A 23,596-nucleotide genomic window follows, 5' to 3' on the forward strand; every position below is an offset into this window, starting at 1 on the left:
AAATGAAAGCGTTATCCAAACTGAAAGCGGAAGAGGGCATTTGGATGACTGACGTTCCTGAACCGGAAGTCGGTCATAACGATTTGCTGATTAAAATCCGTAAAACAGCCATCTGCGGGACTGACGTTCACATTTATAACTGGGATGAATGGTCGCAAAAAACCATCCCGGTTCCGATGGTAGTAGGGCATGAATATGTCGGCGAAGTTGTCGGTATCGGCCAGGAAGTTAAAGGTTTTAAAATCGGCGATCGTGTTTCCGGTGAAGGTCACATTACCTGTGGACATTGTCGTAACTGTCGCGGTGGGCGTACTCACCTGTGCCGGAATACGACTGGTGTCGGCGTGAACCGTCCTGGTTGCTTTGCAGAATATCTGGTGATCCCGGCGTTTAACGCGTTTAAAATCCCGGATAATATTTCCGATGATTTAGCATCTATCTTCGATCCGTTCGGCAATGCCGTGCATACGGCTCTGTCATTCGATCTGGTGGGTGAAGACGTGCTGGTCTCTGGTGCTGGCCCTATCGGTATTATGGCCGCAGCGGTAGCGAAGCATGTTGGCGCACGCCACGTGGTGATTACGGATGTTAATGAGTATCGCCTGGATCTGGCGCGCAAAATGGGTATCACTCGCGCGGTCAATGTATCGAAAGAAAATCTGACCGATGTGATGGCCGAACTGGGGATGACTGAAGGGTTTGATGTGGGTCTGGAGATGTCCGGTGCGCCGCCAGCGTTTCGCGCCATGCTAGACACCATGAACCATGGTGGCCGTATTGCCATGCTGGGGATCCCACCGTCAGACATGTCAGTCGACTGGACAAAGGTTATCTTTAAGGGACTGTTTATTAAAGGTATCTACGGTCGCGAAATGTTTGAAACCTGGTACAAAATGGCGGCCCTGATCCAGTCTGGCCTGGACTTGTCGCCAATCATCACGCATCGATTCTCTATCGATGAGTTCCAGCAGGGCTTTGACGCAATGCGTTCAGGTCAGTCAGGGAAAGTGATCCTGAGCTGGGATTAACCATATCCATTCAATGGATTCTGTGTGTTGTCCCCGGATATTTATTATCGTTAAATCTCCGGGGATTTTTTTGTTTGCACGATCCCACATGTCCGGCGCATTTTCCGTCAAAGATATGACTCATTATCTCTGATCATTTGCCGCTTAATATGTTTAAAATTGCCGTTAATTATACTGTCTGACAGGATTTTATATGACCTATACCCCTGGTCTCCTGAGCGTCATTATGCCGCTTTACAACACGGGTGAACCGTTCATTGCGTGTATGGATTCGCTGATTGCGCAAACCTGGAAAAATCTGGAAATAATTATTGTTAATGATGGCTCTACGGATAACTCGGCGGAGCTCGCTCAGACTTATGCGGATCGTTATCCGCACGTTCATCTGTTACACCAGCGTAATGGGGGCGTTTCGGCGGCGCGAAATACCGGCATGAAGATTGCGAAAGGTGAATACATCGCTTACGTTGACGGCGATGATATTGCCTATCCGGAAATGTACGAAACGCTGATGACTATGGCGCTGAAGGACAATCTGGATGTTGCGCAGTGCAACGCGGACTGGTGTATTGCGGAAACAGGCCATACCTGGGCATCTATTCCAACCGATCGTATTCGCTCTACCGAGGTGATGACCGGGCCGGATTGGTTGCGAAAAGCGTTAGCCAGTCGCCGCTGGCGACATGTGGTCTGGATGGGCGTTTACCGCCATCAAACCATCCGTGACGCTGGGCTGACTTTTCTTTCCGGCCTCCACCATCAGGATATTATCTGGACTACGGAGTTTATGTTTAACGCTAAACGTGCGCGTTACACGGAAGTTCCGCTGTATAAATACTTCCTGCACGGCGCTTCTGTTAGCCGTTTGAAACGTACGGGATTGAAAAACCTGGCCTATCAGCGTCATTACATAAAAATTACTCGTCTGTTGGATAAGATGAATCATGATTACGCCGGACGGATCCCGATTTATCCAGAGTTCAAACAGCAGGTGATTTACGAAGCGTTGCGTGTTTGTCATTGCATACGTAAAGAGCCTGACGAAAAGATTCGTCAGCGCATGATTGCCGAGGTTTTTGCCTCTGGTATGTTTAAGCGCATGGTGAGTAATATTTGCAGCGTCAAACTGGGTTATCAGGTGCTTCTGTGGGCCATCCGGTTTAGCAAGTGGCGCGATACATCACTGACTCCGCGCCGACTGGCCCATTTAACGCTCAATCTGAAAGACTGATTACTGCCAGCCCTGCCACTGCAGTCGCATATACTGCACCAGCGTGCTTTGGGTGATGCTTTCTCCAAGCACGTTAAAGAAATGGCTGGCGTAAACCGGCTCTAACGGTTTTTTCGGCTTGCACAGTTTTACTCCGCGGAAAGGATTTCGCGGTGCATCAGGCGCGCCGTTTTTCGGTGTCGTCAGATTTGGCGTGGAGGTGTCCACCTGCGGTTCATTGAGCAGGCTGCTCGGGCGCACCAGCGTAATATCAGCTGGCAGGCTATAAACCATCTGCTGCAGGACACGTACTGTAGAAGGGTGAGGGTGCCCAATGGCAATAGCGGAACCGTTGCGGCGGGCAAGATCGACTGCGCGATTAAACTGACGGCGAATGTCCGCCTCGTTTTGTGTGTCGTCGAGGAAGACTTTGCGTTTGATGACCTTCACACCCGTTCCTGCAGCCGCACGCATGGCCTGGCTATTGCCGATGGTCATGCTGTCCAGGAAGTAGAGATCGTAGCGCTCCAGCGCCTGCATTACTTTCTGCATCCCAAACAGGCTGGAAGTCATCGCGCTGCCCATATGGTTGTTGAGTCCGACGGCATACGGCACTTTGTTCACCGCGTCGCGAATTATCCGCTCAATCTCGTCGCTGCTCATCTCCGGACGCAAAGTATCTTTTTCCAGCGGCTGCTTGCTCAGCGGCGCCATTGGCAAGTGGATCAAGACTTCGTGGCCACTGTTATGCGCTTTGGTCGCCATCTCACGTGCATGTGGGGCGTTAGGTAATACGGCGACGGAGATCGCTGACGGCATCGCCAGTACCTGGTTTTCAGTGTGCGGGCGATAACCGAAATCATCAATGACGATAGCGAGTTTGCCAGCAAAAACAGGGGTTGCGAATGCCAGCAGGCTGGCGAGTGAGAACAATATGCGATGAAACTGAGGCAAAACTTATCTTCCCAACCACGGTTGTGGATTGACCGCCTGACCCTGGCGACGAATTTCGAAATAGAGTGCAGGTCTGCCCTGACCACCACTGCTACCCACCAGGGCAATCGGCTGCCCGGCGCGAACCTGCGTACCCACGCTGACCAGTGCGCTTTGGTTATAACCGTACAGGCTCATATCGCCTTTACCATGTTCAACCACGACGACGAGACCGTAGCCTTGTAGCCAGTCCGCCAGAATAACGCGGCCATCAGCAATGGCTTTTACTTCGGTACCTTCGGAAGCGCCGATAACCATCCCTTTCCAACGTAGCTCACCTTGCAGTTGTTCGCCATAGCGATGCAAAGTCGGTCCGCGTACAGGCCAGAATGCCTGACCGCGTGGTGAACCCAAACCGCCGGTACGAGACATCAGTGATTTTTCACTTTCGGTCGGCTTGTACGTAGAGCCTTTGCGTGACGCTTCCTGCTGCTTATCGCGTACAGCCTGCGCCTCTCGAGCTTCACGTTCAGCGCGTGCTTTGGCGGCGGCTTCAGCCCGGGCAAGACTGTTGCGCAGACGGGATTCGTTGGCACGCAACTCGCTTAACTGCTGTTGACCCTGCTGGATGGATGACTCCAGCCCTGCGAGCGTTTTTTTGCGCTCACTACGGGCCTGTTCCAGCTTAGCCTGCTGAGCGCGCTGTTCGTACAGCAGCGTCTGTTGTTCACTCTGCTTATCTTCCAGTTCGGCTTTCTGCGCATCGACTTCTTCGCGAGTTTGCTTCAACTGGGCGATTGTTTCCTGCCGCGCCTGGTTCAGATAACCAAAATAGGCCTGTAGACGTTGTCCACGCTGGCTCTCTTCACCGCTGAGGATTAACTGGATACCGGTATGCTCACCCTGACGAAACGCGGCATCCAGTTGGGCCGCGAGGCTGCGCTCCTGCGCTGCGCGTTGTTTTTCCAGTTTTGCTATTGAGGCATTCATCTCAGCGATTTGTGCATTCAACTGCACCAGCGAATTTTGCGTTTCGCGCAATTGACGCGCGGCAACGGCGATAGCCTGTTCCTGGACTTTAAGCTGGGCGAGGAGGGTAGAGCGCTGCTGCTGCTGTTGGCGTACCGCGCGTTCTTTTGCCGCGATATCGGCCTGAATAGATTTGAGTTGATCGCGTTCGTCCGCGTGGGCGGAAAAGGCGCACAACAATACGCCAGCGCTAAGCGCGCTGGCGTAGAACAAGGGCCTGACTGAAAACTTTCGCAATTTCACGGCCCATGTGATGGTATTAATCGCCTTTCCCCTCATGGGGAGGGATTATTCCACGATGAACAGCGGCTTACCAGTCATCTCTTGCGGGATTTCCATACCCATCAGCGTCAGCATGGTCGGGGCGATATCGGAAAGTTTACCGCCTTCGACTGCTTTGACGTTTTTGTCGCCCACATAAATCAGCGGAACTGGCAGGTTGGTATGTGCGGTATGTGCTTGACCGGTAGACGGATCGCGCATTTGCTCAGCGTTACCGTGGTCTGCGGTAATCAGCAACTGGCCGCCAACGGATTCAACCGCTTTGGCTACCTGCTCAACGCAGTGATCCAGCGCTTCCACTGCTTTAACTGCCGCTTCCATCACCCCGGTGTGGCCGACCATATCGCCGTTCGGGTAGTTACAGATGATGGTGTCGTATTTACCGCTCTCAATCGCGGCAACCAGCTTCTCGGTCAGTTCTGCGGAGCTCATTTCTGGCTGCAGATCGTAGGTAGCAACTTTCGGGGAGTTGATCAGGATGCGTTCTTCGCCTTTGAACGGCTCTTCTACGCCGCCGTTGAAGAAGAAGGTGACGTGTGCATATTTTTCGGTTTCGGAAATACGCAGCTGCGTTTTGTCGTGTTTCGCCATCCACTCGCCAAGAGTGTTAGCCAGAGATGCTGGTGGATAGGCAACGGCAGTTTTGATGTCAGCCGCGTATTCAGTCAGCATCACAAAGTTGAGGTTAACGACTTTCTTACGTGCGAAACCATCGAAGTCAGTGTTAACAAACGCACGGGTAATTTCACGCGCACGGTCAGCACGGAAGTTCATGAAAATCAGCGTATCGCCGTCTTCCATTGCGGCATCAGCCTGGCCTTCAGCACGGATCACGGTCGCTTTCACGAATTCGTCGTTTTCATCGCGGGCATAAGCAGCTTGCAGGCCAGCTACCGCAGTATCAGCCTGGAATTCACCCTGTGCCAGCGTCATCAGGTCATACGCTTGTTCAACGCGATCCCAACGGTTGTCGCGGTCCATTGCGTAGTAACGACCAATGATGGACGCTACGCGGCCTTTGCCCAGTGCAGCAAATTTCTCTTCGAATTTTTGCAGGGATTTTTCAGCGCTGCGCGGTGGGGTATCGCGGCCATCGAGGAAGGCGTGCAGATAGATTTTTTCTGCGCCGCGTTCTGCAGCCAGTTCAACCATCGCCATGATGTGATCTTCGTGGCTGTGTACGCCACCAGCAGACAGCAGACCCATGATGTGTACTGCTTTTCCGCTATTTTTTGCCTGGTCAACCGCGTCGGTCAGCACCGGGTTAGCGAAGAAGGTACGTTCTTTGATTTCAACATCCAGACGAGTCAGGTCCTGATACACGATACGGCCCGCGCCCAGGTTGACGTGGCCCACTTCGGAGTTGCCCATCTGGCGATCAGGCAGCCCGACTTCCAGACCAGACGCATCAATCAGGGTATGCGGACGTTTTGCCCACAGAGCATCCATCACCGGGGTTTTGGCATTAAAGATGGCATTATCCTGGCTGTCTTCACGATAGCCATAGCCATCCAGAATCACCAGTACCATAGGTTTTTTAGAAACCGACATTGCGACAACCTCACACTCAATAGACAAAAGTAATTGCGTAATTTTACTACAGCTGAATCGATAAAATAGCCCCAGAAGATCAAATAATGGGGTAGAGCGGTCCGGGGAGTGCTCTGATTTACGTTTTTTTTTCGGTAGCGCTCCGCAAAAATGCAATCCAATGCACGCTCTGGCTGTATTTGCGCCAACGCGCAGGTATACTCTTTCCCTGTTTTTTAATCACTAAGTCGGGAGTTGTTACCCCCCATGCAAGAAATTATGCAATTTGTTAGTCGCCACCCTGTATTGAGTATCGCCTGGATTGCGTTACTGGCGGCTGTATTATTTACTACGTTTAAAAGCCTGACCTCGAAAGTGAAGGTAATCACACGTGGTGAAGCTACGCGTCTTATCAATAAAGAAGATGCGGTTATTGTGGACTTACGTCAGCGCGATGACTTCCGCAAAGGTCATATCGCAGGCTCCACGAACCTGCTGCCAAGCGAAATCAAAGCCAACAATTTTGGTGAGCTTGAAAAACACAAGGCCAAACCGGTCATTGTGGTTGATGGCTCCGGCATGCAGTGTCAGGAATCTGCAACCGCACTGATCAAAGCTGGTTTTGAGCAGGTATCTGTACTGAAAGACGGCGTAGCAGGCTGGAGTGGTGAAAACCTGCCACTGGTTCGCGGCAAATAGCACCGTAAGGTAATATCGGAGAGAAGTCATGGCCAACATCGAGATCTATACCAAAGCAACCTGCCCGTTTTGCCACCGCGCAAAAGCGCTGTTGAACAGCAAGGGTGTGAGTTTCCAGGAACTTCCGATTGACGGTGATGCCGTGAAGCGTGAAGAGATGATCAAGCGCAGTGGCCGTACGACGGTTCCGCAGATTTTTATTGATGCACAGCACATTGGCGGTTGTGACGACTTGTATGCGTTGGATGCGCGTGGTGGACTGGATCCCCTGCTGCGTTAAGGCGTACAGAAAGTATTTAAAGGACAACACTAAAGGGTTTTCTAAACATGTCAGAACAAAACAACACTGAAATGGCTTTCCAGATCCAACGTATTTATACCAAGGATGTATCTTTCGAAGCGCCAAATGCACCGCATGTTTTCCAGAAAGATTGGCAGCCAGAGGTTAAACTTGATCTTGATACTGCATCTACCCAACTGGCAGATGATGTGTATGAAGTTGTGCTGCGTGTCACCGTAACGGCTTCTCTGGGTGAAGAAACTGCGTTCCTGTGCGAAGTTCAGCAGGGCGGTATCTTCTCCATCAGTGGTATTGAAGGGACTCAGATGGCGCATTGCCTGGGTGCATACTGCCCGAACATTCTGTTCCCATATGCCCGCGAATGCATCACCAGCCTGGTTTCACGCGGTACGTTCCCGCAACTGAACCTTGCGCCGGTCAACTTCGATGCGCTGTTCATGAACTATTTACAGCAGCAGGCTGGTGAAGGTACTGAAGAACATCAGGATGCCTGATGAACCAAAGTAATGCTTCAATGACTGTGATTGGTGCCGGCTCGTACGGCACCGCTCTTGCCATCACCCTGGCAAGAAATGGCCATCAGGTTGTTCTGTGGGGCCATGATCCCAAACATATCGCGACTCTTGAGCACGATCGTTGCAACGTCGCGTTCCTCCCTGATGTGCCTTTTCCTGAAACGCTGCGCCTGGAAAGTGATTTAGCCACGGCGCTGGCAGCCAGCCGTAATATTCTTGTAGTGGTGCCGAGCCATGTCTTTGGCGAAGTGCTGCGACAGATCAAACCACTGATGCGCTCTGATGCGCGCCTGGTTTGGGCGACAAAAGGTCTGGAAGCTGAAACGGGACGCCTGTTACAGGACGTCGCGCGTGAAGCGCTGGGGGATGCTATCCCGCTGGCGGTCATTTCCGGCCCAACGTTTGCTAAAGAGCTGGCGGCGGGTATGCCTACCGCGATTTCTCTGGCTTCGACGGACGATACCTTTGCTGACGATCTGCAGCAATTGCTGCACTGTGGCAAAAGCTTCCGTGTCTACAGCAACCCGGACTTCATTGGTGTCCAGCTTGGCGGCGCGGTGAAAAACGTGATTGCGATTGGCGCGGGGATGTCTGATGGTATCGGTTTTGGCGCCAATGCGCGTACGGCATTGATTACCCGTGGTCTCACCGAGATGTCGCGCCTTGGCGTGGCGCTGGGGGCCGATCCTGCCACCTTCATGGGAATGGCAGGTTTAGGCGATCTGGTGCTGACCTGTACCGATAACCAGTCACGTAACCGTCGTTTCGGTATGATGCTTGGTCAGGGTATGGATGTGCAGGGCGCGCAGGACAAGATTGGCCAGGTGGTTGAAGGTTACCGTAATACGAAAGAAGTTCGTGAATTGGCGCACCGTTTTGGTGTCGAAATGCCAATAACCGAGGAAATTTATCAAGTATTGTATTGCGGAAAAAACGCGCGCGAGGCAGCATTGACGTTATTAGGTCGTGCACGCAAGGACGAGCGTAGTAACCACTAGCTATCAGGATCTGTTTTACTATAACGGCCCGACCCGCATAGAACGGGTCGGTCGTTTTGCTACCTTCTGGAGTATGCAATGCCGTGTGAAGAACTGGATATTGTCTGGAAAAATATTAAAGCGGAAGCCCGGGCACTGGCTGACTGTGAGCCAATGCTGGCCAGTTTTTACCACGCAACGCTGCTCAAGCATGAAAACCTCGGCAGTGCGCTGAGTTATATGCTGGCGAACAAACTTGCTTCTCCAATAATGCCTGCGATTGCTATCCGCGAAGTCGTGGAAGAAGCTTACGCGGCTGATCCAGAAATGATTGCTTCAGCGGCCTGCGATATTCAGGCTGTGCGCACTCGTGACCCGGCCGTTGATAAATACTCAACCCCACTTCTGTACCTGAAGGGCTTTCATGCTTTGCAGGCCTACCGCATCGGTCACTGGTTGTGGCATCAGGGGCGACAGGCGCTGGCGATCTTCCTGCAAAATCAGGTGTCAGTCACTTTCCAGGTCGATATTCACCCGGCGGCAAAAATTGGCCGCGGGATTATGCTCGATCACGCTACCGGTATTGTGGTCGGTGAAACAGCGGTAATTGAAAACGATGTTTCCATCCTGCAATCCGTGACGCTTGGCGGGACGGGGAAAGCGGGGGGCGATCGCCATCCGAAAATTCGTGAAGGCGTGATGATTGGCGCGGGAGCGAAAATTCTCGGCAACATAGAGGTTGGACGCGGCGCGAAGATTGGCGCAGGCTCTGTCGTCTTACAGCCTGTACCGCCACACACCACCGCCGCAGGCGTTCCAGCACGGATTGTCGGCAAACCCGACAGTGATAAGCCATCTATGGATATGGATCAGCATTTCAATGGCATACACCATACGTTCGAGTACGGCGACGGCATCTGATTTCGAGCTCATCTTGAACCCGGGCTGTGCTCGCCATCCTCACGTACTGCGTGTACGCTCCGGTGGCTGCGCGCAGTCCGTGTCCAACCTGACTGCGCCGATAACGCTCGAAAAATAAATGGCAAATTCGTGTCGGATAAGGCGCCAGCCGCCATCCTTCAAAATCAACTTCGCAATATTGCTCCAGGATAGCCCAACTGGCGCCAGGCCTCATACACCACCACCGATACCGCATTTGACAGGTTCATACTGCGACTGTCCGGCATCATTGGAATACGGATTTTTTGTTCGGCTGGCAGGGCGTCCAGAATTGTCGCTGGCAGGCCGCGTGTTTCCGGGCCAAACATCAGATAATCACCATCCTGATAGCTCACAGCACTATGTGCTGGGGTGCCTTTGGTGGTGAGGGCGAACATGCGCTGCGGTTTTTCGGCTTCGATAAACGCGGCGTAATCGTGATGGCGAACCACCGCCGTAAACTCATGATAATCCAGCCCTGCGCGGCGCAGGCGTTTATCGTCCCACGTAAAACCCATCGGCTCAATGATATGCAGACGAAACCCGGTGTTAGCGCACAGGCGGATGATATTGCCGGTATTCGGCGGAATTTCTGGTTCGAATAAAACGATGTTAAGCATGCTGCCCCCTTAATTGCGGGGGGCAGCATAGCATTTTCACTACGCCGCGTCCCCATGGGCAAGCGGTGCCAGCGCCATCGGAAGTTTACTAAGCTCTTGTACCAGTGAGTCCTTGCTGATTTCACCGATCGATTTCGCGCCGGTCAACGTCATCGCCACCTTCATCTCTTTCTCAATCAGATTCAGCAGATTCGCCACACCCGCCTGGCCATGGGTTGCCAGAGCGTACAGATACGCGCGACCCAGCAGAACGCTGTCGGCCCCCAGTGCGATCATACGCACGACGTCCAGACCGTTACGAATGCCGCTATCTGCCAGAATCGCGATATCGCCTTTTACTGCGTCGGCAATGGCGGGCAGCGCGCGTGCAGAAGACAGCACGCCATCAAGCTGGCGGCCGCCGTGATTAGAGACGACGATGCCATCCGCGCCAAAGCGCACGGCGTCGCGGGCGTCCTCCGCATCGAGGATCCCTTTGATCACCATCGGGCCATCCCAGAATTCACGGATCCACTCCAGGTCTTTCCAGGAAATGGAAGGGTCGAAGTTATTCGCCAGCCAGCCGATATAATCTTCAAGGCCAGTTGGTTTACCTAAATAGGCTGAGATATTGCCTAAATCGTGCGGACGACCGTTCAGGCCGACGTCCCACGCCCACTGTGGATGAGTTACTGCCTGCCAGTAGCGGCGCATTGCTGCATTCGGGCCGCTCATACCAGAATGGGCATCACGATAACGTGCGCCGGGCGTAGGCATATCAACGGTAAAGACCAACGTGGAGCAGCCCGCTGCTTTGGCGCGCTCCAGGGCGTTACGCATAAAACCGCGGTCGCGCAGGACGTACAGCTGGAACCACATTGGACGCTTAATGGTCGGGGCAACTTCTTCAATTGGGCAAACGGAAACCGTCGAAAGGGTAAACGGAATACCCTTGGCATCAGCAGCGGCGGCGGCCTGAACTTCACCCCGGCGTGCATACATGCCACACAAACCAACCGGCGCTAAAGCGACCGGCATCGACAGTTTTTCGTTGAACAGGGTAGTTTCCAGACTGAGGTCTGCCATGTTCTTCAGCACGCGCTGGCGGAGTGCCACCTCTGATAAATCTGCCACGTTACGACGCAGGGTATGCTCCGCATACGCACCACCGTCAATGTAGTGGAACAAGAAAGGGGGCAGAATGCGTTGGGCTGCGGCGCGATAATCGCTGGCTGCTGAAATAATCATGTGTTGTTCTCCCTGCTAATCTCATTATGGTCACCGGGCAGGCGTGTGATACGCGCCTGGCGGGCCTGATCTTCATCAAATCGTTTAATCGTGGTGTGGACAAAACTGAGGTGCGCCATCATCGCTTTGCGTGCCCCGTCGGCATCCCCGGCGACAATGGCATCCAGTACCGCCAGATGTTGTTCCGTAAGTTTTGAAAATACGGGGGGGACGAGGTACATACGCTGACGACTCTGTTTCACCGAAGACTGTAGGACGTCGAAGAAACCGCGCATGGTTTGTAACAGCACCACGTTGTGCGAGGCTTCAGCAATGGCGAGATGAAAGCGAACGTCTGCCTGTGAAGCGAGATCCGGATCTTCACTTTGCGTTGCTTCAAAACAGAGCCGGATTTTCTCTTTATCAGCGACCGTGGCACGCATTGCGGCGTGCCAGGCGGTGCTGGCCTCGATGGCGTGACGGGCTTCCAGAATATCGAAACTGTAATCGGGATCGTCCGCCATCAGACTTTTCAGGGGCTGAACAATATTTTGCTCAGACCAGGCTTCATGCTGCCAGCGGACAAACGTCCCGCCGCCACGACGGCTGAGCAGTACGCCTTCGCTCACCAGTTTTGCCAGTGCTTCGCGCAGTGAGTTGCGCGACACACCCAGCTGTACGGCCAGTTGGCGCTCGGCGGGCAATTTCATGCCCGCTTCCAGTCTTTGCTCTTCAATCAGCGCCCGCACACGAGAAGCAACCTCGTCTGACAAGCGTCTGGGCATCACAATCATGGAATCATCCAGGTTAAGACATAAGCCTGAAGGGTGGTAATAACACCCACCATACAGGTGAAAATCAGGCTGTGTTTCACGGTAAAGCGGAACAGGTCAGACTCTTTCCCCACCAGTCCCACAGCTGCACAGGCAATGGCGATAGATTGTGGAGAAATCATTTTTCCGGTTACGCCGCCGGTGGTATTTGCTGCCACCATCAGAACATCTGAGACACCAATTTGCTGGGCTGCTGTTGCCTGCAGGGCCGCGAACAGCGCGTTTGACGATGTATCCGAACCTGTCAGGAATACTCCCAGCCAGCCAAGGAACGGTGAGAAGAAGGTGAAAGCGCTGCCTGTGTGCGCCAGCGCTAATGCCAGCGTTGAAGAAAGCCCGGAGTAGTTAGAGATAAACGCAAATGCCAGCACCATACCGATGGAGTAGATTGGCAGCGCCAGATCTTTCAGCGTACTGCCGAAGGTTTGCAGAGCGGCGGACGGCTTCATTTTCAGCCAGACGATAGACAACAAGGCGGCAAACAGAATGGCGGTGCCGGTTGCCGAGAACCAGTCAAACTTGTACACCGCCGCATAGGCCGTTGCTTCATGCACCACGGGCGGCATGCGGGCAACCAGCTTGTCGAGGAACGGAACCGGAATATTGACTACCCAGTGGTACATCGCGCCACCTGGTGCAAATAACGCTTTAAACGGTGGTACGCTCCAGAGGGTTACTGTTGCCGTCAGGAACAAGAACGGCGACCAGGCGCGGACAACTTGTCCGGCAGTATAGTTGGTGCGGGCCAGCGTCTGATCAACCTGTGAAGCACCCATATCGCCAAAGCGGAAGATGCGCACCGGTTGCCAGCGTTTCAGGAACAGCGTCAGACAGACCAGCGATACCAGAGAGGAGATGATATCCGGCAGTTCCGGCCCGATGAAGTTAGAGCTGAGGTACTGAGCGATGGCAAAGGAACCGCCCGCGACCATGACTGCAGGCCAGGTTTCTTTCACCCCGCGCCATCCATCCATAATCGCCATAATCCAGAACAGTACGATAATTGTCAGGAATGGCAGCTGACGGCCTACCATCTGGCCGATCTCAAAACTGTCCAGTCCGGTAACCTGACCCGCGACCAGAATCGGAATGCCCATCGCACCAAAAGCGACTGGTGCCGTGTTCACAATCAGGCATAAACCTGCTGCATACAAAGGGTTAAAGCCCAGACCTACCAGTAGCGCGGCGGTTATTGCGACCGGAGCGCCAAATCCTGCGGCTCCTTCGAGGAATGCACCAAATGAGAAACCGACAATCAGCATTTGCAGGCGCTGGTCAGGTGTAATCGACAGTATTGAGGAGCGGATGATGTCGAACTGCCCGGTCTTGACCGAGATTTTATAGACAAATACCGCCGCGATGATTATCCAGGCTATCGGCCACAGGCCATAAAAGAAGCCGTACACCACCGAAGCCAGGGCGTGATCGACTGGCATTTTGTAGAACAGCAGGGCAACCGACAGGGCAATCACAACCGTCCATGATGCAGCGACATAACCTTTCAGCTTGAGCTTAATCAGCGCGAAGAAAAAGAAAAGGATCGGGAGTGATGCGATCAAGCTTGAGAGCCAGATGTTACCGGCTGGGTCGTAGTTCTGTTGCCAGAGATTCATTGCAGGTCTCCTGAGGGCCTCCGACATAATGGGATGAGTCTGTGCTCATCTGTTGGTCACATTATGTGTAAAAGTGGCCCTGCCAATATTGTTGTGTAGGGATAATGACAATGAATGGTTAATCAAATGTTATTTATTGGCAACGGTATTGTAGGTTAATTTTAATGAAATGTGAGGTGGTTTTCGGAACTGGCTGGAATTGGTAGGGCCAATTTGCAGGAAAGGAAGGCCGGGCAAGCGGATGTTGCCCGGTTTGTTATCAAAACTCGGTCTTTGAAAAGCCTGTCATCTCTTTCAGGCCCATTTCACGGCCCAGTTCTGTCATCGGGTGTACGACGATCAGACCGCGCACGCTTTTCTTCAGCTTGCCCATGTCTGCCTGTTCTTTTTTGGTGATAGCACGGCGAAACGGGAGTTTCGTCAGCTTTTGCGCTTCTTTGCTCAGCTTCTGACCGTGCACTTCACGCAGACGTGCGATCTCGGCTTCCAGCGTTTCTTTCTCTTTTTCCAGCTCGGCGTATTTGTCGGCGGCTTCAACCAGCGAGAGATCAGCCTGCTGGTGGCGGATGGCATCCAGGCGATCGCTCAGACGTTTAATTTCGTTTTTTTCGACTTCTTTCATAGGATAGCTTCTGATAAAAATAGGATGAATATCCTATAGTATGCGCGCAGAGCGGGATTATTCTCAACTAATCGAAGATAAATAATCAAATGCCGCAAGTATTTTATCGCTAACAATAATACTAGTTGTTTGATTGGTAATGGATTTTAAGTAATAAGATCAATGATGGCGCTTTTGTTGGCGGGTTTATCGCGAAGCACGTTTTCCTCAATACAATCTTTTCTCTGATCCTAAACTTAAATCAACGGCCACACAGGCTGGATGCGGATAATACATGGAGGATTGGTCATTATGGCGAAACTAGGCGAGAACGTTTCAATTCTTATTGATAAGACCATCGATTTTATGGCGTCAAGCCAGGCTTTTCGCGAGTATCTGAATAAAACACCGCCGCGCAATGTTGTTCCTTCTGAAGTCCCGCAGGAAAATGTGCAGCTGTATTTGCAGCGTCTGGAGTATTATCGCCAGCTGTACCGGCCACAGCAGGATGAAAAGTAAATCGACATCGCTTATTTCTGAAAAGCTTTTTTTAAGCTGATTTTAGAAATCAGCTCGGTCAGGGAAAGTACCATGGTTGAGCGTACCATCTGCTGGTAGCGCTGGATTTGCATTGCGTACAAACCCGAGTCTGAGGTATCAAACTGTGGCGGTGGAGGAAGTGCTGTTACGCAGTGAAGTTCACCAAACGGTCCGAGGATTTCGTCATCGGTGAATGCATATTCATTGCCGTCGTGATTCAACTCTTCACGTAGAGCCATGAGCAGTTCTGCATCCTCATACTCCGGGCGGCTGAGTACGCCCAGGCCGTAGATAAGCTTCAACCTGACAGAAAGATCGCCCAGCGGACCGTCGCCGTCGAGTAACGGTTCTACTGCGTATTTCACCGCATAGTCGTCTTTGCGAAATACCTGGAGCACCAGAATATTCACCGCCTCGGTGAGTAATTCTACGGCGGTGATGAGGAAGCTGCGTACGGTTTTGCCAGCATTCAGACGCTCAAGCACACGATTTTCAAAGGCCTGCGTTTGTTCCATTATTGCCTGCATATCTGACAATCTGTTATTCGGGCGCAGGCTGAGCTGCGCCAGATTCTCTATCATTTGGTCGCGATGTATGCGTTAACCGCCTCCGCCACCACATCACTGTTGGCATCCAGCCCGGACACTTGCGCCAGTGCGGCCTGTGGCCCTTTTTCGTCAATTAATGCCACCAGTTCCTGCGCCTGTGGGTCCTCTTCACTGCGATAGTGCATCGCCGCAGCAATACCCTTGACCAGATTAACGTGCGGCAGAGCGTACTCCATTGTGCCCAGCAGCGGCTTAATCAGACGATCGCCAGCGCTCAGTTTACGCAGTGGCTGACGGCCAACACGTTCAACGTCATCTTTCAGATACGGGTTTTCAAAACGACCGAGGATTTTCTGAATGTATGCCGCATGTTTTGCTGCATCAAAGCCATAGCGTTTGATCAGCACCGCGCCGCTCTCTTCCATCGCACCTTTTACCACTGCGCGGATTTTCTCGTCGAGAATCGCGTCACGAATGGTCTGATGGCCGGTCAATTTTCCGAGGTACGCGGTTATAGCATGCCCGGTGTTCAGCGTGAAGAGTTTACGTTCGACAAATGCCATCAGGTTATCAGTTAATTCCATTCCCGGGATATTCGGCAGTTCGCCTATGAACTGCGTTTTGTCGACAATCCACTCACTGAAGGTTTCCACGGTGACTTCCAGCGGATCGTTGGTTGCGGAAGCGGAAGGCGGAACAATACGGTCTACGGCGGAATCGACAAAGCCGACGTGCTCTTCAACCCAGGCTTTATCGGCATCTGCCAGCGCATTCATCACATGACCTTTCAACTGCGTGGTTCCGCGCACCATGTTTTCACAGGCAATGATATTCAGCGGGGTGGTAATACCCTGGGCTTTACGTTTGACCAGGCCTTTGGCGATGGCCGGAGCGATACGCTCAAGTACCACCGGACCCACGGCGGTAGTCACTAAATCAACGTGGGCAATCAGTTCCACGACATCATCGCCGATGCTGCTAACGGCGTTGACGCCGGAAACAGTATCGACCTGCTCGTTTTCACCGACGACATGAACCTGATAGCTATGACGGGCATTCAGGGCGTCGAGGACCACCTGATTTACATCCGCAAACGTCAGTTGTATCCCCGCGTCAGCCAGCAGTTTACCGATAAAGCCACGACCGATATTACCTGCGCCAAAATGTAATGCTTTCATAGTATTAACCTTCATTAATGTTTTTACCCAAGAGGGCTGGGGTGAGGGACAGCGATACGTTCCCCCTCACCCCAACCTTCTCCCGCCATCGGAGAGAGTGGGACGCAGGCCCGATAAGCGCTAGCGCCATCGGGCCATGGGACTTACTTACGACCAGCCAGCAGTGCCAGAACTTCATCCACGCTGGTGGTATGCGCCAGACGTTCGATCACGGATTCATCATCCAACGCGTTGGTCAGGCTGGTAATGACCTGAATGTGCTCGTTATTACGAGCGGCGATACCAATCACCAGACGGGCAATGTCGTCTTCTTCTTCACCGAAGCGGACGCCTTCCGGATACTGGCAGAACACCACCCCGGTTTTCAGCACGCGGTCTTTGGCTTCAACCGTACCGTGCGGTACAGCGATGGACTCACCCAGGTAGGTTGGGGTCAGTTTTTCGCGGTCCAGCATCGCTTCAACATACTCAGGTTCAACGTAGCCGCCTTTTACCAGTTGCTCACCGGCAAAGCGAATAGCTTCTTCTTTGTTGGTGGCTTTACGGCCAAGGAAGATATTCTCCGCACCCAGTTTGAACAGGTTGTTATCACCCTCGTCAAAGCTGTCTTTCAGATGACCACGTACTTTCTCTTCGTTGACGTTGTGGCGCTGTGCCGCCACCAGACGCTCAGTCAGACTGGAATACAGGCCGCTGTCGAGGAAGTTGGTCAGCGAAATATGCTGCGCCTGCGGAACCTGGCGCATAGCGCGTTCGGTCAGGTCACGGTGGGTAATGACCAGATCCACATCCGGCGGCAGGTTGTTAATCGCACTGTTGGTGACGGAAATCTGCGACAGACCCGCATCCTGTACTTTCTTACGCAGTACGCCGGCACCCATCGCGCTGGACCCCATACCGGCATCACAGGCTACGATGATTTTACGCACGTGGCTCAGGTCGTTGGTGACATCGCCAGCAGACAGCGGAGATGCGCCTTTAGATTCCGCTTTCATGTCCTGCATGCGGCGAGTTGCTGCATCAATGTCGTCATCTTCTTTCACTTTGCTGGTTTTCAGCAGAATAGCTGAGACCACAAAGGAGACCGCCATTGCCGCACAGATCGCAGCGATATTGGCAAAGTATGCGCCCTTCGGCGTCATTGCCAGCACGGCCAGGATAGAACCAGGAGATGCTGGAGAAACCAGACCGCCACCCAGGATAGTCAGGGTAAAGACGCCAGTCATACCGCCGAGGATAACAGCCAGAATCAGACGCGGGTTCATCAGTACGTACGGGAAGTAAATTTCGTGGATACCGCCCAGGAAGTGGATGATAGCCGCACCGCCAGCAGACTGTTTAGCGCTGCCACGACCAAAGAACATGTACGCCAGCAGGACGCCCATACCCGGACCCGGGTTTGCTTCAATCAGGAAGAAGATGGATTTGCCCATCTCATGGGACTGCTGAATACCCAGCGGTGAGAAAATACCGTGGTTGATGGCGTTGTTCAGGAACAGGATTTTCGCCGGTTCAACAAAAATAGACGCCAGTGGCAGCATGTCATGGACAACCATGAAGTTAACGCCTGCCGCCAGAATTTTGGACAGTGCTTCAACCAATGGACCAATGCCGAGGAATGCCAGAATGGCGAGGATCATACCGATGATGCCAGCGGAGAAGTTATTCACCAGCATCTCAAAACCGGACTTGATCTTACCGTCTACCCAGCCGTCGAAGTGTTTGATTGCCCAGCCGCCCAACGGGCCCGCGATCATTGCACCGAGGAACATCGGCATATCCGCACCGACGATAACACCCATAGTGGTGATAGCACCGACCACGCCGCCACGATCGCCGCCAACCAGTTTACCGCCGGTGTAACCAATCAGCAGCGGCAGGAGATAGGTGATCATTGGACCGACGAGCTTCGCCAGCGTTTCGTTCGGCAACCACCCTGTCGGAATGAATAATGCGGTGATAATACCCCACGCGATAAACGCGCCGATATTTGGCATCACCATGTTGCTGAGGAATCGACCAAAGCTTTGCACTTTGATCTTAAAATCGGATGACATAAAAACACCCCTTCTTATGTTTGCTATCGCGCAGGCTGAAAGCCCGAGGTTTGTTAATGTAGCGGCAGGAGGTAGCCGGACCCTGTAGATACTGCGAAATCTGGCACTGAATCGTTCAACTGTCCAGTCGACGGGCTTTTATGTGATTCGCGTCACGTAAATATAGGGTGTGTGGTATTAGTTAATGTGACTATGATCACAAAATACCAGTACATAAAAACATCGATGCGCAAGAATTCGCTAAAAAAGGCGGTTAAATGTGAATTAGTTCACGTTTTTCACTTCTCTGTTTGTTGAGTTTTTGTGATCTGGATCTCAAGATATTTTCATTTGAATAAATCCAAATGTGATCTATAGCTGATTCTTCTCTGGCCTGTTTTTCCGCAAAATAGAGCAATTTCTCACCAGAAAAAATATTTTATTTGTGATATGGCAGAAATGCCTATCTGCAGTTATGTTCAAAATATCAGCCAGGGTGCGTACGGCTGCCAGCACATACAAAATTCTAATTAGCGTGAATCCGAGGCAGCTATGTTTCTAAACTATTTTGCATTGGGCGTGCTGATCTTCGTTTTTCTGGTTCTGTTCTACGGAATCATCGCTATCCATGATATCCCCTATAACATGGCGAAAAAGCGCAATCATCCACATGCCGACGCTATTCATACCGCAGGATGGGTGAGTCTGTTTACGCTGCATGTCATCTGGCCATTCCTGTGGATATGGGCCACGCTCTACCAGCCTGAACGGGGTTGGGGAATGCAGTCACACATCACGCCGGCCGGAAAGGAGCCAGATCCTGAGATTGCCGCATTGTCAGCGCGCATCACTCTGCTGGAAAAAAAGCTGGCAGAGGCGAATAAAACCGATGACTCTACCTTTCCGGAGATTTGATCATGGATCTGTTGATTGTTTTGACCTACGTCGCGTTCGCGTGGGCGATATTTAAGATATTTCGAATTCCGGTCAATCAGTGGACATTAGCTACCGCAGCATTGGGTGGGGTGTTTATTGTCGCGGGACTTATCTTATTAATGAACTATAACCACCCGTACACATTTACCGCGCAGAAAGCCGTTATCTCAATTCCCATTACGCCGCAGGTCACTGGGATTGTTAGCGAGGTAACAGACAAAAATAACCAGTTGATTAAAAAAGGCGAGGTGCTCTTTAAGCTCGATCCTGTCCGTTATCAGGCACGCGTCGACAGATTACAGGCTGACCTGGTGACGGAAACGCATAATATTGAGACTTTGAAAGCGCAATTAGCCGAAGCGCAGGCCAATACCACCCAGGTTTCTGCAGAACGTGACCGTCTGTACAAAGATTACCAACGTTATCTGAAAGGTAGCCAGGCGCGAGTGAATCCGTTCTCTGAAAGCGATATCGACAACGCCCGGCAAAACTTTCTGGCTCAGGATGCCTTAGTCAAAGGCTCTGTCGCTGAACAGGCACAAATTCAAAGTCAGTTAGACAGTATGGTCAACGGTGAGCAGTCGCAGATTGTTAGCCTGCGGGCTCAACTGACAGAAGCGAAATACAATCTGGATCAGACCGTTATTCGTGCGCCCAGTAATGGTTACGTGACGCAGGTGCTTATCCGACCTGGCACCTATGCTGCCGCGCTGCCGCTGCGACCGGTAATGGTGTTTATTCCCGAACAAAAACGGCAAATAGTGGCGCAATTCCGCCAAAACTCACTGCTACGTCTTGAACCGGGCGATGAGGCGGAGGTGGTGTTTAATGCTCTGCCTGGCCAGGTATTCTCTGGCAAGCTAACCAGCATTTTGCCGGTTGTTCCTGGTGGCTCTTATCAGGCACAAGGCGCGTTACAGTCTTTAACGGTTGTGCCGGGCACCGATGGCGTACTGGCGACAATTGAGCTGGAGCCAAATGCTGAAGTAGACGCTTTACCGGATGGTATTTATGCCCAGGTGGCGGTCTATTCCGACCACTTCGCGCATGTCTCCGTGATGCGTAAAGTTTTGCTACGCATGACCAGCTGGATGCATTACCTCTATTTGGATCATTGAGTGATTACGTTGTCTTGTTGCTGAGAGTTGCAGCTATATCCATTACCGCTGCAGGTGGTTGCTGGCGTCGTATTTGCGCCGCCATAAACTGCATATACGGGTCCATATGGCTGAACATGGCTTGATAGCCCTCACACAAATGGTTATGCCAGCGTTTACCTGAAGGATGAATCCGATGTTTTGGGCAACCCCCATGGCAGGCAAAACGCCATTCACAGCGTTCACATTGGGCAGCAACTTGTGCTTTTGCCATTCCAAATTTGTGCTGTTGCTTACTGTTCACCATTTTTTCTAAATTATCGCGTCGCAGATTGCCCAGTCGGTGTTCAGGGTAAACGTAGTGATCGCAACTGTAGACATCACCATTTTGCTCCACGACCAGACCGAATCCGCAGGTCGATTGCATCACGCACAGTGAAGGTTTTTCACCCAGCCATGCGGCCAGTGCGCTGTCAAATAACTGGATAAAGACGCGTCCGACATCTCTTCGTACCCAGGTATCGAAAACCTGGATAATAAATCGTCCCCATTGCTCACCTGAAACGGACCACGAAGTGACAGCACGCTGAGCCATTGATTGTGGATACAGTAGTTCACCGTAGCGTTGTGCAAGGGGTAACTGTTCTACTGCCGGAATGAATTGAATAAAAGTCGCCCCTAAATCGCGGCTCAAAAAATTATAGATTTCAACAGGATATTCAGCTGTGACGTTGTTGACTACGCACAGTACATTCACTTCCACGCCATATTGAGTCAGCACACGCATAGCGTTAATCACCTTCTCAAATACTGAGTCCTGGCTGCGTGTTTTGCGGTAGCGGTCATGTAAGTACGCGGGTCCATCGATAGACAACCCAACAAGAAAACGGTTTTGGGCCAGAAAGTTAGCCCATACTTCATTAATGAGTACACCGTTTGTCTGGATACTGTTGCGGATGGTCTTGCCGCAGGCGTGTTTCTGCTGAAGCTCAACGACACGCTGATAAAAGGGTAGCCCTGCCAGAGTGGGCTCCCCTCCTTGCCAGGTAAACTCAATTTCGTTACCCGGATGAGCATTGATGTACTGTTTGATGTACTGCTCCAGCGTCTTCTCATCCATATGGCGCTGCTGGTGAGCAGGTTTCAATGTCCCGTGTTCCTTCCCCAGATAAAAACAGTAGTCGCAAGCAATATTGCACTGATAACTAACAGGTTTTGCCATTAAATGAAATGGACGTTTCATGGCGTTCTCCCTCAAGGCGTTAGAAAGTTTTTGGTGATCAAGGTCACTATTCCAACGTCTTATGTTGACAAAGTGAACGAATGATCGGAACAATAATTTCATTAAAGCATGTTAATCGTGAAATTAAAACTTCATTCGCCAGTATCAGGGATTCGTATGAGCAGATTATTTTCTGGAGCACAGAATCTGGGTAAGTCGTTTATGTTGCCAATTGCCATTCTCCCCGCTGCGGGGTTGTTACTGGGATTTGGCGGCGTATTTACCAACCCAGTGACCATTTCGACCTACCCTTTCCTCAACAATGAGATTGTGCAGGCTATTTTTACCGTTATGCGACTTTGCGGTAGTGTCGTGTTTGATAACTTATCACTGCTATTTTCCGTCGGTATTGCCGTGGGACTGGCGCGCAGTGACAAAGGCACTGCGGGTCTGGCAGCAGTCCTTTGCTTTCTGGTGATGAATAAAGCAATCAATGCGCTGTTGCTGCTGACGGGAACATTGGCGACAGAAAATCTCGCCGCTGCCGGGCAGGCGAGTGTTCTGGGGATCACGACGCTGCAAACCGGTGTGCTTGGTGGGGTGATGTGTGGGTTGCTAACCTCCTGGACACATAGCCGGTATGGAAAAACTCAGCTACCTAATATGCTGGCATTTTTTAGCGGTTCGCGCTTTGTCCCCATAATGACGTCGTTCTTTGCCATCTTTCTTGGCGTTGCGCTGTTCTGGGTCTGGCCGCACGTGCAGGCAGGGATTTCTCACCTTGGCATTCTTGTTGAAAAGACCGGTTATCTTGGTACGTTAATTTACGGCATGATCCTCAAATGCCTGATCCCTCTGGGGTTACATCATCTTTTCTACATGCCATTTTGGTTAACGAGCGTCGGTGGTGAAGCCGTTGTTAATGGCCATGTCGTCGAAGGCACACAGAATATCTTTTTCGCTCAACTGGCCGATCCTTCGGTAACGCAGTACTACATTGGTGTTTCACGCTTTATGGCCGGACGCTTTGCCGATTTCATGTTTGGTCTGCCGGGTGCTGCGTTGGCGATCTATCACTGTGCAAAACCGGAAAACAAAAAGAAAGTCGCCAGCTTGATGCTTTCTGCCGCATTGACCGCATTCGTGACCGGGATTACCGAACCACTCGAGTTCGCATTTATGTTCTGCGCACCGCTGCTTTACGCCGTGCATATCGTCTTAACCGGTGTGGCATTCATGCTGACGCATATCCTGGAGATTACGGTCGGTCAGACATTCTCCGGTGGGCTGGTGGACTTCCTGCTTTTTGGGGTGTTGCAGGGGAACGCCAAAACCAATTGGGTTTACATGCTGCCGCTGGGTGTTGTGATGTTCAGCGTCTATTACTTTACCTTCCGTTTCATCATTCAATGGCGGCAATTGAAAACGCCGGGTCGTGAAGATGAAAGCGAAGAAACGCCGGTCGTGAACGTGGCAACGGATGCACGTGCTGCCGGGATCGTTGAGGCGTTAGGCGGTCGCAGCAATATTGTCGATGTGGACTGCTGTGCAACTCGTTTGCGTATCACTGTAAATGAGCCGGAGAAGGTGAGGCTGGATGACTTCAAACAGCTTGGCAGTAAAGGCGCATTCATTCGCGGTCAGGGCGTACAGGTTGTTTATGGACCTCATGTCACGCTGATTAAAAACGAAATTGAAGAATTTATCGGTTCATAGAGAGAGC

23 protein-coding genes are annotated in these 23,596 nt (G+C 51.9%); 11 read left to right on the forward strand and 12 right to left on the reverse strand.

Going from position 1 to position 23,596, the window contains the following annotated elements:
- Positions 1–2: 2 nt before the first annotated feature.
- Together tdh and LG384_RS18145 are read left to right on the forward strand one after the other, a co-directional pair.
- Entirely contained in the window at positions 3–1,028 is a 1,026-nt protein-coding gene (tdh, locus tag LG384_RS18140) for an L-threonine 3-dehydrogenase (RefSeq protein WP_045448798.1), read from the forward strand.
- 193 nt (positions 1,029–1,221) lie between these two features.
- Positions 1,222–2,259 carry a glycosyltransferase gene (locus LG384_RS18145; protein ID WP_045448796.1) on the forward strand — a complete coding sequence of 346 codons (1,038 nt, stop codon included), beginning with the start codon at positions 1,222–1,224 and terminating at the stop codon, positions 2,257–2,259.
- Here the strand turns inward: LG384_RS18145 and LG384_RS18150 are convergent, their stop codons facing one another.
- The 3 genes from LG384_RS18150 to gpmM are packed head-to-tail and all read right to left on the reverse strand — an operon-like array spanning position 2,260 to position 6,033.
- Positions 2,260–3,192: a divergent polysaccharide deacetylase family protein gene (locus LG384_RS18150; RefSeq protein ID WP_048223104.1), complete on the reverse strand. Its 933-nt coding sequence runs from the start codon at positions 3,190–3,192 to the stop codon at positions 2,260–2,262.
- Positions 3,193–3,195: 3 nt separating this feature from the next.
- Positions 3,196–4,455, reverse strand: coding sequence for a murein hydrolase activator EnvC (gene envC / locus LG384_RS18155; protein ID WP_255642575.1), 1,260 nt, complete (start codon positions 4,453–4,455; stop codon positions 3,196–3,198).
- Positions 4,456–4,488: 33 nt separating this feature from the next.
- A complete protein-coding gene (gene gpmM / locus LG384_RS18160) occupies positions 4,489–6,033 on the reverse strand; it encodes a 2,3-bisphosphoglycerate-independent phosphoglycerate mutase (RefSeq protein WP_045448790.1) in 1,545 nt (514 codons plus the stop codon).
- A 246-nt stretch (positions 6,034–6,279) separates the two neighbouring features.
- Between gpmM and LG384_RS18165 the strand changes: the two genes are divergently transcribed.
- The 5 genes from LG384_RS18165 (at position 6,280) to cysE (ending at position 9,425) form a co-directional block, all read left to right on the forward strand.
- Complete coding sequence (locus LG384_RS18165; protein WP_045448788.1) at positions 6,280–6,711, forward strand: rhodanese-like domain-containing protein; 432 nt, start codon at positions 6,280–6,282, stop codon at positions 6,709–6,711.
- 28 nt (positions 6,712–6,739) lie between these two features.
- Positions 6,740–6,991: a glutaredoxin 3 gene (gene grxC / locus LG384_RS18170; protein WP_003024152.1), complete on the forward strand. Its 252-nt coding sequence runs from the start codon at positions 6,740–6,742 to the stop codon at positions 6,989–6,991.
- Between the two features lie 47 nt (positions 6,992–7,038).
- Positions 7,039–7,506, forward strand: a complete 468-nt coding sequence (gene secB, locus LG384_RS18175; RefSeq protein ID WP_003024155.1) for a protein-export chaperone SecB — start codon at positions 7,039–7,041, stop codon at positions 7,504–7,506.
- On the forward strand, positions 7,506–8,525 hold the full coding sequence (gene gpsA / locus LG384_RS18180; RefSeq protein WP_045448786.1) for an NAD(P)H-dependent glycerol-3-phosphate dehydrogenase: 1,020 nt from the start codon (positions 7,506–7,508) through the stop codon (positions 8,523–8,525). The genes secB and gpsA overlap by 1 nt, the downstream gene beginning before the upstream one ends.
- Before the next feature lie 78 nt (positions 8,526–8,603).
- Complete coding sequence (gene cysE, locus LG384_RS18185; protein WP_045448784.1) at positions 8,604–9,425, forward strand: serine O-acetyltransferase; 822 nt, start codon at positions 8,604–8,606, stop codon at positions 9,423–9,425.
- A 164-nt stretch (positions 9,426–9,589) separates the two neighbouring features.
- On the opposite strand, the gene trmL is transcribed toward cysE, so the two are convergent.
- The 5 genes from trmL to LG384_RS18210 form a co-directional block, all read right to left on the reverse strand.
- Complete coding sequence (trmL, locus tag LG384_RS18190) at positions 9,590–10,063, reverse strand: tRNA (uridine(34)/cytosine(34)/5-carboxymethylaminomethyluridine(34)-2'-O)-methyltransferase TrmL (RefSeq protein WP_045448782.1); 474 nt, start codon at positions 10,061–10,063, stop codon at positions 9,590–9,592.
- A 39-nt stretch (positions 10,064–10,102) separates the two neighbouring features.
- Positions 10,103–11,290, reverse strand: coding sequence for an FMN-dependent L-lactate dehydrogenase LldD (gene lldD / locus LG384_RS18195; RefSeq protein WP_045448781.1), 1,188 nt, complete (start codon positions 11,288–11,290; stop codon positions 10,103–10,105).
- On the reverse strand, positions 11,287–12,063 hold the full coding sequence (gene lldR / locus LG384_RS18200) for a transcriptional regulator LldR (protein ID WP_045448779.1): 777 nt from the start codon (positions 12,061–12,063) through the stop codon (positions 11,287–11,289). The genes lldD and lldR overlap by 4 nt, the downstream gene beginning before the upstream one ends.
- Positions 12,060–13,715 carry an L-lactate permease gene (gene lldP, locus LG384_RS18205; RefSeq protein WP_045448778.1) on the reverse strand — a complete coding sequence of 552 codons (1,656 nt, stop codon included), beginning with the start codon at positions 13,713–13,715 and terminating at the stop codon, positions 12,060–12,062. The genes lldR and lldP overlap by 4 nt, the downstream gene beginning before the upstream one ends.
- A 259-nt stretch (positions 13,716–13,974) precedes the next feature.
- Positions 13,975–14,337 (reverse strand): YibL family ribosome-associated protein, encoded by a 363-nt coding sequence (locus LG384_RS18210; RefSeq protein ID WP_048223092.1) that lies wholly within the window; start codon positions 14,335–14,337, stop codon positions 13,975–13,977.
- A gap of 291 nt (positions 14,338–14,628) precedes the next feature.
- Here LG384_RS18210 and LG384_RS18215 point away from each other — a divergent pair, with 291 nt between their 5' ends.
- Entirely contained in the window at positions 14,629–14,835 is a 207-nt protein-coding gene (locus LG384_RS18215; protein WP_045448774.1) for a hypothetical protein, read from the forward strand.
- Between the two features lie 11 nt (positions 14,836–14,846).
- On the opposite strand, the gene mtlR is transcribed toward LG384_RS18215, so the two are convergent.
- The 3 genes from mtlR to mtlA all read right to left on the reverse strand — a co-directional run bounded on the left by mtlR (position 14,847) and on the right by mtlA (position 18,639).
- A complete protein-coding gene (gene mtlR / locus LG384_RS18220; protein ID WP_045448772.1) occupies positions 14,847–15,437 on the reverse strand; it encodes a mannitol operon repressor MtlR in 591 nt (196 codons plus the stop codon).
- On the reverse strand, positions 15,434–16,582 hold the full coding sequence (gene mtlD, locus LG384_RS18225) for a mannitol-1-phosphate 5-dehydrogenase (protein WP_225761349.1): 1,149 nt from the start codon (positions 16,580–16,582) through the stop codon (positions 15,434–15,436). Before mtlD ends, mtlR begins: the two co-directional genes overlap by 4 nt.
- Positions 16,583–16,725: 143 nt before the next feature.
- Positions 16,726–18,639, reverse strand: coding sequence for a PTS mannitol transporter subunit IICBA (gene mtlA / locus LG384_RS18230; protein WP_048223087.1), 1,914 nt, complete (start codon positions 18,637–18,639; stop codon positions 16,726–16,728).
- A gap of 531 nt (positions 18,640–19,170) precedes the next feature.
- Between mtlA and LG384_RS18235 the strand changes: the two genes are divergently transcribed.
- Positions 19,171–19,533, forward strand: a complete 363-nt coding sequence (locus tag LG384_RS18235; RefSeq protein ID WP_045448768.1) for a DUF3302 domain-containing protein — start codon at positions 19,171–19,173, stop codon at positions 19,531–19,533.
- A gap of 2 nt (positions 19,534–19,535) precedes the next feature.
- A complete protein-coding gene (locus LG384_RS18240; protein WP_225761350.1) occupies positions 19,536–20,672 on the forward strand; it encodes an HlyD family secretion protein in 1,137 nt (378 codons plus the stop codon).
- Positions 20,673–20,676: 4 nt separating this feature from the next.
- On the opposite strand, the gene LG384_RS18245 is transcribed toward LG384_RS18240, so the two are convergent.
- Positions 20,677–21,894: an anaerobic sulfatase maturase gene (locus LG384_RS18245; RefSeq protein ID WP_225761351.1), complete on the reverse strand. Its 1,218-nt coding sequence runs from the start codon at positions 21,892–21,894 to the stop codon at positions 20,677–20,679.
- A gap of 156 nt (positions 21,895–22,050) precedes the next feature.
- On the opposite strand from LG384_RS18245, the gene LG384_RS18250 reads away from it, so the two are divergent.
- Positions 22,051–23,589: a PTS transporter subunit EIIC gene (locus tag LG384_RS18250; RefSeq protein WP_045448763.1), complete on the forward strand. Its 1,539-nt coding sequence runs from the start codon at positions 22,051–22,053 to the stop codon at positions 23,587–23,589.
- Positions 23,590–23,596 lie beyond the last annotated feature (7 nt).

The sequence above is a fragment of the Citrobacter sp. Marseille-Q3906 genome, from assembly GCF_916618775.1.
Lineage (GTDB): Bacteria > Pseudomonadota > Gammaproteobacteria > Enterobacterales > Enterobacteriaceae > Citrobacter > Citrobacter murliniae.